Raw genomic sequence first — 13,937 nt, 5'->3', positions numbered from 1 at the left:
GTATGGCGCGCGCAACTCCGTACAAAGGCAGACCACATGGACATTCGCAACATCGCGATCATCGCACACGTTGACCACGGCAAAACCACGCTGGTGGACGAGCTACTCAAGCAATCCGGCATCTACCGCGAAAACGAGGCGACGACCGAACGCGCGATGGACAGCAACGACATCGAACGCGAGCGGGGAATCACCATCCTTGCCAAATGCACGAGCGTCGAGTGGAAAGGCACACGGATCAACATCGTCGATACCCCCGGCCACGCCGATTTCGGTGGCGAGGTAGAACGCATCCTGTCCATGGTCGACGGTGTGGTCCTGCTGGTGGACGCCGCCGAAGGCCCGATGCCGCAGACGAAATTCGTGACCTCTAAGGCGCTGGCCCTCGGCCTGCGTCCCATCGTGGTCGTCAACAAGGTCGACAAGGCCGACGGCGAACCTGATCAGGCCGTCGACAACGTGTTCGACCTGTTTGCCGCACTTGAAGCGACCGACGAACAGCTGGACTTCCCTGTCATGTATGCCTCTGGCCGTGCTGGCTGGTGCGATCAGGAACTGGACGGCCCGCGCGAAAACCTCGACGCATTGTTCGACCAGATCCTCGCCCATGTTCCCATGCCCAAGCAGATTGAGCGCCGCGACGAGCCATTCCAAATGCTGGCAACCACCCTGTCTGCCGACCCGTTCATCGGCCGCATCCTGACTGGACGCGTCGAGGCAGGCACGCTGCGCGCAGGCGAAACCGTCAAGGCCTTGTCGCGCAAGGGCGACAAGATCGAACAGTTCCGCGTGTCCAAGATCCTCGCGTTCCGTGGCTTGGGTCAGCAGCCCATCGACGTGGCCGAGGCCGGCGATATCGTCACCCTGGCCGGTATGACCAAGGCCACCGTGGCCGACACGATCTGCGACCTGTCCATCGAGACCGCCCTGCCCGCACAGCCCATCGACCCGCCCACCATCACCGTGACCTTCGGTATCAACGACAGCCCGCTGGCTGGCAAGGACGGCAAAAAGGTGCAGTCCCGCGTTATCCGTGACCGCCTGATGAAAGAAGCCGAAGTCAACGTCGCGATCAAGATCGCCGACACGCCCATGGGCGACGCCTTCGAGGTCTCTGGTCGCGGCGAATTGCAGATGGGCGTGCTGATCGAAAACATGCGCCGCGAGGGATTCGAGCTGTCGATCTCGCGCCCGCAGGTGATCTATCGCGACATCGACGGTGTGCGTCACGAACCGATCGAAGAAGCCACGATCGACGTGGATGACGAATACACCGGCGCCGTGGTCGAAAAACTCACCGGTCCGCGCAAGGGCGAGCTGGTCGAGATGAAGCCCGCAGGTGCAGGCAAAACCCGCATCATTGCACATGTCCCGTCGCGCGGCCTGATCGGCTATCACGGTGAATTCCTGACCGACACCCGCGGTTCGGGTATCCTCAACCGCCTGTTCCACGGCTGGGCCCCTTACAAGGGCAAGATCCAGGGCCGTCGTCAGGGCGTTCTGATTTCCATGGAAAACGGCACATCGGTCGCCTTTGCCCTTTGGAAACTCGAAGACCGCGGCAAATTCTTCATCGGTGCCCAAGAGGCGGTCTATCAGGGCATGATCATCGGCGAACACAGCCGTGAAAACGACCTCGAGGTGAACCCGCTCAAGGGCAAGCAGCTGACCAACGTCCGTGCCTCCGGCACCGACGAAGCCGTGCGCCTGACGACACCGGTCACCATGTCGCTGGAACAGGCCATCGCCTATATCGACGACGATGAACTGGTCGAGGTCACGCCGAATGCGATCCGGCTGCGCAAACGCTACCTCGACCCGCACGAGCGCAAACGCCAGTCGCGCGCCGGCTAAACGACCAAAGGCCTGCCCCACCGGGCGGGCCTTTTTTTCACATTCTTCTGGTTTCAAATATCCCGGGGGTGAATGGCCCCGCAGGGGGCAGAGGGGGCAGCGCCCCCTTACCCGGCCACCACCGCATCGCCGACAGCTATCGCCCCGGGCGTCACGACAGAGGCATACCAACCTCCGTGTCCGCGCACAGCGTTATAGCCTCCGTGACCCAGATATTCCTCCATCCGGGAACAGGGCGGACAGGGACCCTCGATCATCAGGATGACGTCACCGATGCGCAGCTGCCCATTGCGCAGGGCGGCCAGATTTATCCCCGACACCACCAGATTGCGCCGCAGTGTTTCGGGCGCAATCACCGGATGCCCGGACAGCGCGGCAATGACAGGCAGATGTTCCGCCTGAACAAGTGTCACTGCCCGCTTGCCCGGGCGCGCGTGGTCATCATTCAAACCGTCCGGCGCTATCGTCGCCCGCGCGACGGACAGAACCTCCGCACGCCGCTCAGGCCGCAACCCGATCCAGTCCAGCCGCCCGATCTGCGCATGTCGCGCCATCATGCTGGCAAGACTGGTTGGGCTCACAGCTCTTCGACGATGCTCAGCTCGCGCACGGATGCGCCTTTGGCATGGCTCAACGCCTCTTGGTAAGCGTCCGAATAGTAGCAATCATGCGCCGCCTGTTTCGACGGAAACCGTGCCACGACATTGCGGGACCGATCCGGCCCTTCCAGCGTCTCGTAATCACCCCCACGGGCAAGGAAGACCCCACCGTGATCCGCAATCGCCCCGGTCGCGAGGGCTGCGTATCTGGCATAAGATTCCTCGTCCGTTACCGTGACGTGTGCAATCCAGAGTGCGGTTTTCATACTTTTCCCTCCAGGATGGACCGCGCGGCGGCCAGCGCCGCCGCGGCGTTGTCAATGCTGGCACCGCCGCCCTGTGCCATGTCGGGGCGGCCACCGCCACCCTTGCCACCCAACTCGGCCACAGCCGCGCGCAGCACGTCCACGGCAGACACACGGTCCGTCAGGTCGGACGTGACGCCGGCAGCGACTGCTGCCTTGCCGCCTGCATCCGCGATCAGCAGAACAACGCCTGACCCGGCGCGGTCCTTGAACTGGTCGATCAGCGCGGGCAGATCCTTGCCCGACACGCCGGCCATGACCTGCCCGATGAACGGAATGCCGTTCACGACCTCGCTTTCGGACTCAGCGGAACTGCCGCCGCCCATCGCCAGATCGCGGCGCAACTGCGCGACTTCGTTTGCCAGCGCCTTGCGTTCGTCCATCAGTGCCTTGACCCGTGATGCAACATCTGCTGCCGGCACCTTGAGCACGGCCGCTGCCTGCGCCAGTGCCGCGTCCTGACCGCGCAGGTGATCCAGTGCGGCCTGCCCGGTCAATGCTTCGATCCGACGCACGCCAGCACTGGATGCACTGTCGCCCAACAGCACAAAGGCACCGATCTGACCCAGACGGTTCACATGGGTGCCACCGCATAATTCAAGCGAATAGGTCTGACCATCGACGCCCTTGCCGGACCCCGGTTTGCGCCCCATCGATACAACACGCACCTCGTCCCCGTATTTTTCGCCAAACAGTGCCTGCGCACCCAGCGCGCGGGCATCGTCCGGGGTCATGATGCGGGTTTCCACGGTCGTGTTCTGTCGGATCATCGCGTTGACCGCACGTTCGACCGCCGCAAGTTCATACGCCTCGACCGCCTTTTGATGGCTGAAATCGAACCGCAGACGGTCCGGCGCATTCAGGGACCCGCGCTGTGCGATATGGTCGCCCAGCGTGTCTCGCAACGCCTCGTTCAGCAGGTGGGTTGCGGAATGGTTGGCCTGAATGTCGGCCCGCCGGTCGGCATCGACCACCAGAACAGCGGCCTGACCGCGCCGGATCTCGCCCGTGGTGACGTCACCGATGTGAATGAAAACACCTGCGACCTTTTTCGTGTCGGTGATCCGCACGGTCCCGGTTTCGGTTTTCAGCGTGCCTGCATCGCCGACCTGACCGCCGCTTTCGGCATAGAACGGCGTCTGGTTCAGAACGATCTGCACTGCACCGGTCCCGGTGTCCGCAGGTGCACCATCGACAATCACCGCCGCGATCTGACCTTCGGCATTCAGCGTCTCGTAGCCCAGAAAATCGGTGGTGCCGGACTTGTCTGCGATGTCGAACCAGACGCTTGCGTCAGCCTGTTCGCCGCTGCCCGACCAGGCCGCACGGGCCTTGGCCTTTTGCGCGGCCATGGCACTGTCGAACCCGTCGGTGTTCACCACACGGCCCTTTTCGCGCAGCGCATCCTGCGTCAAATCAAGCGGAAAACCATAGGTATCATAGAGTTTGAACGCCGTTTCCCCGGGCAGGTCCGCATCATCCGGCAATTGCGCCAGTTCATCGTCCAGCAATTTCAATCCACGGTCGAGGGTCTGGCGGAAACGCACTTCTTCGTTCTTCAGCGTTTCCTCGATCAGCGCCTTGCCCTGCCCCAACTCGGGGTAGGCCGCACCCATTTCCTGCACCAATGCAGGCACCAAACGGTGCATCAGCGGATCAGCAGCGCCCAGTTGATGCGCATGACGCATCGCACGGCGCATGATCCGACGCAGCACGTAGCCACGTCCTTCGTTGCTGGGCAGCACGCCTTCGGCGATCAGGAATGACGTGGCCCGCAGATGGTCTGCGATAACACGGTGGTGCACCTTGCCCGGACCATCGGGATCGCTGCTGGTCGCATGGGCCGACGCCTCGATCAGGGCGCGCATCAGGTCCGTGTCGTAGTTGTCATGTTTGCCCTGCAACAGCGCGCCGATGCGCTCAAGTCCCATGCCCGTGTCGATCGACTGCATGTCCAGCGGCCGCATCGTGCCGTCCTCGAACTGTTCGTTCTGCATGAACACCAGATTCCAGATTTCGATGAAACGATCACCGTCCTCTTCTGCACTGCCCGGAGGGCCACCCCAGATGTGGTCGCCGTGGTCGTAGAAAATTTCGGTGCAGGGGCCGCAGGGACCGGTCGGGCCCATGCGCCAAAAGTTGTCGTCCGTCGGGATGCGAATGATGCGGTCATCGCCGAAACCACCGACTTTTTTCCAGATCTCGGCGGCCTCGTCATCAGTGTGATAGACCGTGACCAGCAACTTGTCCTTGTTCAGGCCGAAATCGCGGGTCAGCAATTCCCAGGCGAATGCGATGGCGTCGTCCTTGAAATAATCGCCAAAGCTGAAATTTCCGAGCATCTCGAAAAACGTATGATGCCGCGCCGTGTAGCCGACGTTGTCCAGATCATTGTGCTTGCCGCCTGCGCGCACACATTTCTGAGCAGAGGTCGCGCGCTGGTAATCGCGATTTTCCAGACCGGTGAACAGGTTCTTGAACTGCACCATGCCCGAGTTGGTGAACATCAACGTCGGATCGTTGCGCGGCACCAGCGGGCTCGAGGCCACGACTTCGTGGTCCTGGCGGCCGTAGTAATTCAGGAAGGTAGAGCGGATATCGGCAAGAGAGGTCATATCTGGCGCTTTCGGATCAACAGGTTGCGCCTGAAATAGCCCCCCATAGCCCAAGGGTCCAGCAATAACCCCAAAGACAAAACAGGGCGCGCACCGCAGTGCACGCCCTGTTCGCCGTCCTGTCCGTGTTCATCATCCACACGTCCAGTCATGCCGTCGAAAGCAATCCTACATTTCGACCAGATCGTCGTCGTCAGACCCGCCCGAGGCACCAAAATCGAGCCCGTGCGACGCACGGATCTTGTCCTCGATTTCCATCGCGATTGCCGGGTTTTCCTTGAGGAAGGTCTTGGAGTTTTCACGCCCCTGCCCAATGCGTTCATCGCCATAGCTGAACCAGGCACCCGACTTCTCGACGATCCCGGCCTTCACGCCCAGATCAAGAAGCTCGCCCATCTTGGAAATGCCCTCACCATACATGATGTCGAATTCGACCTGTTTGAACGGTGGTGCAACCTTGTTTTTGACGACCTTGACGCGGGTGGCGTTGCCCACGACCTCATCGCGATCCTTGAGCGCGCCGATCCGGCGGATATCCAGCCGCACCGATGCGTAGAATTTCAGAGCGTTACCACCGGTCGTCGTTTCGGGCGATCCAAACATGACACCGATTTTCATGCGGATCTGGTTGATAAAGATCACCATGCAACCAGACCGGTTGATCGATCCCGTCAGCTTGCGCATGGCCTGGCTCATCAGACGGGCGTGTACGCCCACGCTGCTGTCGCCCATGTCACCTTCGAGTTCGGATTTCGGTGTCAACGCCGCAACCGAGTCGACAACCACAAGGCTGACCGCACCCGACCGCACCAACGTATCCACGATCTCCAGCGCCTGTTCACCCGTGTCGGGCTGCGAAATCAGCAGCTCGTCCAGATTGACGCCCAGCTTTTTCGCATATTGCGGGTCCAGCGCATGTTCGGCGTCGACAAATGCGCAGACACCGCCCTTTTTCTGCTCTTCAGCAAGAGTGTGCAGTGTCAGCGTCGTCTTGCCCGACGATTCCGGCCCGTAGATTTCGATGATCCGCCCCTTGGGCAGACCGCCGATCCCAAGGGCGATGTCCAGACCAAGCGATCCGGTGCTGGTCGCCTCGATATCGGGCATCTGATTCTTGCCGCCCAGGGTCATGATGGACCCCTTGCCGAACTGGCGTTCGATCTGTGCCAGCGCGCTATCGAGTGCCTTTTGCTTGTCGGCGGTTTTCTTGTCAGCCATTTTGAGGAGTTCTGCCGTTGCCATGAGTTTCGTCCTTATGTCACGTACCTGAAACAGCGGCAATCACCGCTCTTTGTTCTTATTGTGTTCTCATTAACCTATATGAGACCGAAACAAGAACATTGCAATCTCTTTCTTAACAGCTTCAGATTGTGTGGATGGTGGTTAATACTTCGTGCATGGCGTAGGATTATTTTTGATCTGATCAGCGGAGGGCAGCCATGCTCGTGTTTTGGAAGCAGAATCTGGTGTTCCTCGCGGTGCCGAAAACCGGCACGACCGCCATCGAGGGCGCACTGGCCCCCAAGGCCGCGATGGTGATGCGCGACCCGCCCCAGATCAAACACGCGCCCGTCTATCGTTACCGCCGGTTTTTCAAGCCACTGTTCGTGCAGGCCGGTGGCAAGGAACCCGAGATCATGGCCGTGGTCCGCGATCCTGTTGACTGGCTGGGCAGCTGGTATCGCTACAGGTCGCGCGATGATCTGATCGGCCACCCCAACAGCACCCGCGACATCAGTTTCGACGATTTTGTGCTGGAATACTGCAAGGGCAAGCCCGCCGATTTCGCGAATGTCGGGTCGCAGGCCAAATTCGTGCTGGACGGTGACGGTAACATGGGCATCGACCACCTGTTCCGCTACGAGGATCAGAGCCTGCTGATCGCCTTTCTCGAGGCACGGCTTGATGTCACGCTCGACCTCAAGCGGCTGAACGTCTCGCCCAGCAAACCCACCCCCCTCAGCCCCGCGGTCGCGGCCAGGCTGCGTGAAAAGCGCAGCATCGAATTCGAGGTGTGGGACATGGCCGGGCGTCAGTCGCTGATCTGACCCTTGAACCCGGTGGCCACGACGAATTTTTCCGAACTGTCGGACCGCGACGCAGGCGGTTTGACGTTGGCGACCTTTGTGAACCGCGATTTGAGCAGCTTTTGCAGGTTCCCTTCTGCGCCGCCGGCCAGCACCTTGGCCACAAACGTGCCGCCTTCTTCCAGCACGTCAAACGCGAAATAGGCCGCCGCTTCGCACAGCGAAATGATGCGCAGGTGGTCGGTCTGTTTGTGGCCCGATGCGCTTGCCGCCATGTCGGACATCACGACGTCTGCGGAACCGCCCAGCCATGCCTTGACCTGCGCATCCGCGCCCTCATCCAGAAAATCCAGCTGATAGATCGTGGCCCCTGCAACCGGTTCGACCTCTTGCAGATCAATTCCCAGTACGGTTCCCACGGATTTGGACGTGCGGTCGCCCAATGCATTGACCCGGCGGGCCGCGACCTGACACCAGCCGCCGGGGGCACAGCCCAGATCGACCACGCGCGCACCGGGCACGAGAAAACGGAACTTGTCGTCCAGCTCGAGGATCTTGTAGGCCGCGCGCCCGCGATACCCCTCGGCCTTGGCCTTCTTGACATAGGGATCGTTCAGCTGACGTTGCAGCCAGCGGGTCGACGACGTGGACCTGCCGCGTGCGGATTTGACCTTGACCGTCAGGTCCCGCTGACCCCGCCCGGATGAATTCTTTGTCGGTTTGTTCGCCATCGTCGCGTCCTACTCATTGCCGTGGGCCGGGGCCCCCGATTTTTCGCAGAAAAATCGGCCCCTTCAGTAGGGGGCGTCTTCCAGTACCCCATCTGCCGACATCTGCGCATAAAGCAACCCCTCGCGCAGTCCCCGATCCGCGACCGACAGCCGGTCCGTGGGCCACAACCGCATCAAGGCCTGCAAGATCGCGGCCCCCGACATGATCAGTGCCTGCCGGTCACGCCCGATGCGCGGATCATCACGCCGGCCATCGGGACCCAGCTTCAGATAGCCACGGATCACCGCGTCGATCTGGTCTGACGTCATGCGCAGGCCGTCCACCTTGGTCCGGTCATACCGTTTCAGCCCCAGATGCGAGGCAGCGACCGTCGTGACCGTGCCGCTGGTGCCGATGATCTGGAAACCGTCGCGGGCCTGTTCCGCAGCCGACGGCGCAAAATCCGACAGGTTTTCTTCAAAGAACCAGCTCATCAGGGCGAAACGTGCCGCGTCGTCATCCACATCGGCGAATTGATCGCGCAGCGTGGCCACGCCCAGTGGCACGGAAATCCAGTCCACCACCTTGGCCGCGGCAAACGGGCCGGGATCAGCGACAAACCCTGCGTGCAGCCGCATGATCGCCCGCGGGCGTTCGCGTGCGGGGACATGGCTGATGTCGATCCAGACCAGCTCGGTCGATCCCCCGCCAATATCGACGACCAACAGCTGTTCAGTTTTGGTACTGACCAGTGGAGCGCAGGATATCACGGCAAGCCGCGCTTCTTCCTCGGGCTTGATGATTTCCAGCTGCAAGCCCGTTTCGCGCCGGACCTGTGCGATGAAATTGGCCCCGTTGCGTGCACGGCGACAGGCCTCTGTTGCAACCAGACGCATTCGTTTGACGCCGTGGCGTTCCAGTTTCTGGCGACAGATCCGCATGGCCTGAATCGTGCGGTTCATCGACGCACGCGACAGTTTCCCACTGCTTTCGAGGCCCTGTCCCAGCTGGACGGACTTGGAAAAGCTGTCGATCACGTGGAACTGGCTGCCCTTGGGTTGGGCAATCAGCATCCGACAGGAATTTGTTCCCAAATCCAGCGCCGCATAGAGCTGCGCAGGGTCCGGGGCATTTGGCGCGGGGGTTACGACCGCTTTGGGGAACGCGCCCGCACCATGGGGACGCATGGGCGCCATCGTCACGCCCTCCGATTTCGAGTTGCAACCAAGGTAGGCCCTGACGCCGCCCCACGCAAGCGACATGAGGTCCCTTCACCATAATCATGTGGGTTTCTGGCGTCCGCCGGTCTGGTGCGTGGTGTCGACAGTTGCGATACCCGTCGCGACAGGATGCGGTTGTGTCGAAAACAGGCCGCGGCACGACGTGCGGAATGTTAGAACGCGAATTGCGAACAGAGGATCAGGATCATGCCGGACGTCACGATTATCTATTGGCGCGATATGCCAGCACAGGTCATGGTCGGCCGTGGTCGCAAGGCCCAAAAGGTGCAATTGCCCGAACGGTTTGAACAGGCAATCGACCGGGCCGCCATGAAGTCGGGCGCTGCAGGCACCGACGACTACCTTGCCGGTATGCGCCGCGGCGACCCCTACAGCGTATCAGGTGATGATGCCGCCGTGGCACAGGCCGAGGCCGCGCGCCTCGACGCCGAATATACCGCCGACCGCCTGCGCGCATTGATCGCAACCGACGGCTGGGCATGACGTCGCCCCGCCCCCTGTCACTCCGACTAAAGGAAACCGCCGTGTCCCTCCTTCCCTTTCTCAAGCGCAAGCCTGAACCAGACCTGACGACTCCGATCCCGGCGGTGGCGGCATTGCTTGCCGACTACTCGATCGAGGTTATGCCACGCACGGCGGAAAAGATCCCCGATTTCACGCAGCTTCTGCCCGCTGGCACCCGCGTCTATATCGCCCATATCGACGGCACGCCGATCGAAGACATGGTTGCGACGGCAAAACGTCTGAATGGCGAAGGCTACGCCGTGATGCCGCATTTTCCCGCCCGCATCATCAAGGACCGGGCCACGCTGGCGGACTGGATCGCTCGCTATCAGGGCGAGGCGAACGTGCGTCAGGCGCTGCTGCTGGCTGGTGGTGTTACGACCCCGCACGGCGATTTCAGCGATTCCATGCAGTTGATGGAAACGGGCCTGTTTGATCAGGCCGGTTTCACCCGCCTGCATGTTGCAGGCCACCCGGAGGGAAACCGCGATATCGACACCGATGGCACCCAGACCCAGGTGGATGCGGCACTGCGCTGGAAAAACGATTTCCAATCCCGCACGGATGCGCAGATGGCGATTGCAACGCAGTTCTGTTTTGACGCGCAGCCCATCATCGCCTGGGCTGACAGCCTCAAACAGGCCGGTATCACGCTGCCGATCCACATCGGCATCGCTGGACCCGCCAAACTGCAAACCATGATCAAATTCGCCATCGCCTGCGGTGTCGGCCCGTCGCTCAAGGTGCTGCAAAAGCGTGCCGCTGACGTGACCAAGCTGCTGTTGCCCTATGAACCGAACGACGTGGTTTCCGCGCTTGCCGCACACAAGGCCGCGCACCCCGACTTCAACATTACCAACGTCCACTTCTTCCCGCTTGGCGGGATCAAGACCAATGCTACATGGGCCATGACCCATGGCGGCGCCTCTGCCGTGCCAGCCAACCCACAGGAAGACATCGCATGACCCGCACCGTTATCGAATCGAAAACGAAAACCGCCATCATCGGATTTGACCAGCCGTTCTGCGTCATTGGCGAACGGATCAATCCCACCGGGCGCAAGATTCTCGCCGAAGAACTGGAACGCGACGATTTCAGCCGGGTCGAGGCGGATGCCATCGCGCAGGCCCTGGCCGGGGCCAACGTGCTGGACGTCAATTCGGGGGCCGTCTTTTCCAACAAGATGGCCGAGGATGCCCGCTACGCCGACAACAACTTTGTCGAGCCGATGCTGATGAAACAGCTGATCGCCTGCGTGCAGCGCGTCACCGATCTTCCGCTATGCATCGACAGCTCTGTCCCCGGTGCGCTGGAAAACGGTCTGGCCGAGGCCGAGGGCCGCCCGCTGCTGAACTCCGTCACCGGCGAGGAAGAACGGCTGGAACTGGTGCTGCCGCTGGTCAAGAAATACAATGTGCCCGTGGTGGCGATCTCGAACGACGACACAGGAATCTCCGAGGATCCAGAGGTCCGTTTTGCCGTTGCGAAAAAGATCGTGGAGCGCGCGGCCGATTTCGGCATTCCCGCCCATGACATCGTGGTCGACCCGCTGGTCATGCCGATTGGTGCAATGTCGACAGCCGGTTTGCAGGTCTTTACGCTGGTGCGCCGCCTGCGCGAGGAACTGGGCGTCAACACGACCTGTGGCGCGTCCAACATCAGCTTTGGCTTGCCAAACCGTCACGGCATCAACAACGCATTCCTGCCCATGGCAATCGCATCGGGCATGACCAGCGCGATCATGAACCCGGTCGCCCTGCCCGTCGGACCCAAGAAATTGCAGGAAAAACTGGACGCGCTCGCCGCAGCAGGCATCATCGTGCCCGCCGATATCGACCCTGAACTGCTGGCCAACCTGACCGGCCTTGGGTCCACGAAACCGCGCGCCGGATCGGAAATGGAGGCGATCCGCGCGGCCAATTTTCTGACCGACAACGACCCTTCGGGCGGTGAATGGATCCGGTTTAACCGTGCCCCCGTCAAAGAGGGCGAGGGGCGCGCACGCACCGGACGTCGTCGCCGCAATTAACGCGGACTTTACCGCTTGGGTTGCAGGATGCGGGTCATGACAGAAATGACCCGCATCACCGCACCCGACGCCTGGATTGATCAGGTTTTTGCCGCAAAATCAGTGCGGACCGGCGGCGTGATCCGTCGTCGCATCGACTGGGTCGACCGGGAAATCGGCCGCGCCCGTTTCGAAGAAGAGGTCCGCAAACGCGGGTTTCACCTGATCGAAACCGGGTGGCATCTGGTCATAATATGCCACCCGGGCGCTGTCCGTCTGTTGTTCTGACGCCCCAAATCTTCGCGAAAATTTGGAACGTCCCGATTTTTCGCGAAAAATCGGCGGGCCCTAGCGGCCCGACTTGTCCAGTGCCATGCAGACTTGCCATGGTCCGAGGTGCAATTTGCCGTCATCGGACACATTGGCGCTTCCCAGTTCCGATCCGATGGTGCGCCAGTCGCCCTTTGGCATGTCAAACACGCTTTGCTGATCGGAAATGTTGAATACGCAGAAAATCGTCTGATCGCCGTCGGTCCGCGTGAAATAGACCACGTTGCCTGACGATTTCAGCCCGTCATGCGTCCCGACCCGCAGCGCGCGGTTGTGATGCCGGAACGAAATGGCACGTCGATAATGGTGCAAGATCGCCCCGGGATCGCGTTCCTGCCCGGCCACGGCCAGATTGCGGTGCTCGGACGCCACCGGCAACCATGTCACCGGCTTGGACGAAAAACCTGCATTATGTTCGGCGTCATCCCAGACCATCGGGGTGCGGCATCCGTCGCGACCCTTGAACTCCGGCCAGAATTCGATGCCGTAGGGGTCCTGCAACTCTTCGTACGCGACGTCGGCCTCGGGCAGGCCCAGCTCTTCGCCCTGGTAGATGCAGACCGATCCACGCAGACACATGATCATGGTCACGAACATACGCTGGGCGGCAGGCGACAGGTTCCATCGTGTAGCGTGGCGCACGACGTCATGGTTGGAAAACGCCCAGCAGGCCCAACCGTCGGATGCGACCTTGTCGACCTGCTTCATTACCTCGACCACACGCTGCGCCGTCGGCTGATCGGCCGCCAGAAATTCGAACGCATAGCACATCTGCATCAGATCGTCGCCGCGGGTGTATTCCCCCATGATTTCCAGACCGCGCTGCGCATCGCCCACCTCGCCCACGGCGGCAGCGCCAAAGGGCTGCATGACCGCGCGCAACTTGCGCAAGAAGTCGAGGTTTTCGGGCCGGTTCTTGTCGTAGAGGTGTTCCTGATGGTTGTAGGGGTTCACCGCCGGCGCGATCGTGGCGTTGCGCTTTTCCTTGGGCAGGGGCGGATTGTCACGCAGTTCGGCATCATGGGTGTAAAAGTTGATCGTATCCAGTCGGAAACCATCGACCCCGCGGTGCAGCCAGAATTGCGCCACATCCAGCAGGGCAGTCTGCACATCTGGATTGTGAAAGTTCAGGTCAGGCTGACTGGTCAGGAAATTGTGCAGGTAATACTGTTCGCGCCGCGACGACCACTGCCACGCGCTGCCGCCAAAGATCGACAGCCAATTGTTCGGTGCTGTGCCGTCGGGCTTGGGGTCCGACCAGACATACCAGTCGGATTTCTCGTTGCTGCGGTCGGATGCGCTTTGCTTGAACCAGGGGTGCTGGTCGGACGTATGGCTGAGCACCAGGTCGATCATGACGCGAATGCCGAACCGGTGCGCCGTTTCGACCACCGCATCGAAATCGGCGATGCTGCCGAACATCGGGTCCACGTCGCAATAATCGCTGACGTCGTAGCCGAAATCCTTCATCGGTGAGGTAAAGAAAGGCGAAATCCAGATCGCATCGACACCCAGTGACGCGATGTAGGGGATCCGGTTCACGATCCCCAGCAGATCACCGATACCGTCGCCGTTGCTGTCCTGAAAACTGCGCGGGTAAATCTGGTAGATGACCGCACCGCGCCACCAATCGGGGTTTGCTGCGTTGTCCATACGTGGTGCATTGTCGGCGGTCATGTCTGACGGTCCCCCGGTTTCTGGTAGCGATAACGTTGCACACCGACTAGCGTCGGACTGTGCAAT

Annotated in this window: 13 protein-coding genes; 6 read left to right on the top strand and 7 right to left on the bottom strand. The window is 61.1% G+C overall.

All coding sequences use genetic code 11. The features are described 5' to 3' along the window. Positions 1 to 36 precede the first annotated feature (36 nt). Complete coding sequence (typA, locus tag LGQ03_RS00520) at positions 37 to 1,854, top strand: translational GTPase TypA (protein WP_090158795.1); 1,818 nt, start codon at positions 37 to 39, stop codon at positions 1,852 to 1,854. A gap of 107 nt (positions 1,855 to 1,961) precedes the next feature. On the opposite strand, the gene LGQ03_RS00515 is transcribed toward typA, so the two are convergent. From LGQ03_RS00515 to recA, 4 genes are all read right to left on the bottom strand, one after another. Beyond that, positions 1,962 to 2,411 carry an MOSC domain-containing protein gene (locus LGQ03_RS00515; RefSeq protein WP_226746823.1) on the bottom strand — a complete coding sequence of 150 codons (450 nt, stop codon included), beginning with the start codon at positions 2,409 to 2,411 and terminating at the stop codon, positions 1,962 to 1,964. A 20-nt stretch (positions 2,412 to 2,431) separates the two neighbouring features. Beyond that, entirely contained in the window at positions 2,432 to 2,719 is a 288-nt protein-coding gene (locus LGQ03_RS00510) for a DUF1330 domain-containing protein (RefSeq protein WP_211644707.1), read from the bottom strand. Further along, positions 2,716 to 5,373, bottom strand: coding sequence for an alanine--tRNA ligase (gene alaS / locus LGQ03_RS00505; protein ID WP_226746822.1), 2,658 nt, complete (start codon positions 5,371 to 5,373; stop codon positions 2,716 to 2,718). The genes LGQ03_RS00510 and alaS overlap by 4 nt, the downstream gene beginning before the upstream one ends. A 168-nt stretch (positions 5,374 to 5,541) precedes the next feature. After that, a complete protein-coding gene (recA, locus tag LGQ03_RS00500) occupies positions 5,542 to 6,615 on the bottom strand; it encodes a recombinase RecA (RefSeq protein ID WP_056031281.1) in 1,074 nt (357 codons plus the stop codon). A gap of 197 nt (positions 6,616 to 6,812) precedes the next feature. On the opposite strand from recA, the gene LGQ03_RS00495 reads away from it, so the two are divergent. Further along, positions 6,813 to 7,421, top strand: a complete 609-nt coding sequence (locus tag LGQ03_RS00495; RefSeq protein WP_226746821.1) for a sulfotransferase family protein — start codon at positions 6,813 to 6,815, stop codon at positions 7,419 to 7,421. On the opposite strand, the gene LGQ03_RS00490 is transcribed toward LGQ03_RS00495, so the two are convergent. Together LGQ03_RS00490 and LGQ03_RS00485 are read right to left on the bottom strand one after the other, a co-directional pair. Continuing rightward, the gene (locus tag LGQ03_RS00490) at positions 7,406 to 8,131 is read right to left on the bottom strand and encodes an RlmE family RNA methyltransferase (RefSeq protein ID WP_056031276.1); all 726 of its coding nucleotides are present in this window, start codon (positions 8,129 to 8,131) and stop codon (positions 7,406 to 7,408) included. The two genes, LGQ03_RS00495 and LGQ03_RS00490, sit on opposite strands and share 16 nt — an antisense overlap. Positions 8,132 to 8,194: 63 nt before the next feature. After that, a complete protein-coding gene (locus LGQ03_RS00485) occupies positions 8,195 to 9,307 on the bottom strand; it encodes a Ppx/GppA phosphatase family protein (RefSeq protein ID WP_056032114.1) in 1,113 nt (370 codons plus the stop codon). Positions 9,308 to 9,538: 231 nt separating this feature from the next. Between LGQ03_RS00485 and LGQ03_RS00480 the strand changes: the two genes are divergently transcribed. Genes LGQ03_RS00480 through LGQ03_RS00465 form a run of 4 tightly spaced genes read left to right on the top strand, consistent with a single transcriptional unit; the run spans position 9,539 to position 12,152 of the window. Beyond that, on the top strand, positions 9,539 to 9,835 hold the full coding sequence (locus tag LGQ03_RS00480; protein WP_090158800.1) for a virulence factor: 297 nt from the start codon (positions 9,539 to 9,541) through the stop codon (positions 9,833 to 9,835). Next, positions 9,832 to 10,821, top strand: a complete 990-nt coding sequence (locus LGQ03_RS00475; protein WP_226746820.1) for a methylenetetrahydrofolate reductase — start codon at positions 9,832 to 9,834, stop codon at positions 10,819 to 10,821. Before LGQ03_RS00480 ends, LGQ03_RS00475 begins: the two co-directional genes overlap by 4 nt. Then, complete coding sequence (locus LGQ03_RS00470; RefSeq protein ID WP_226746819.1) at positions 10,818 to 11,885, top strand: methyltetrahydrofolate cobalamin methyltransferase; 1,068 nt, start codon at positions 10,818 to 10,820, stop codon at positions 11,883 to 11,885. The genes LGQ03_RS00475 and LGQ03_RS00470 overlap by 4 nt, the downstream gene beginning before the upstream one ends. A 36-nt stretch (positions 11,886 to 11,921) precedes the next feature. Next, entirely contained in the window at positions 11,922 to 12,152 is a 231-nt protein-coding gene (locus tag LGQ03_RS00465) for an N-(5'-phosphoribosyl)anthranilate isomerase (protein WP_090159189.1), read from the top strand. 60 nt (positions 12,153 to 12,212) lie between these two features. Here LGQ03_RS00465 and LGQ03_RS00460 read toward each other — a convergent pair whose 3' ends face one another. Beyond that, entirely contained in the window at positions 12,213 to 13,871 is a 1,659-nt protein-coding gene (locus LGQ03_RS00460; RefSeq protein WP_177172653.1) for an alpha-glucosidase, read from the bottom strand. Between the last annotated feature and the right edge of the window lie 66 nt (positions 13,872 to 13,937).

This window comes from Loktanella gaetbuli (genome assembly GCF_020531945.1).
GTDB lineage: Bacteria > Pseudomonadota > Alphaproteobacteria > Rhodobacterales > Rhodobacteraceae > Loktanella > Loktanella gaetbuli.
This window is presented reverse-complemented; position numbering and strand designations above follow the sequence as displayed.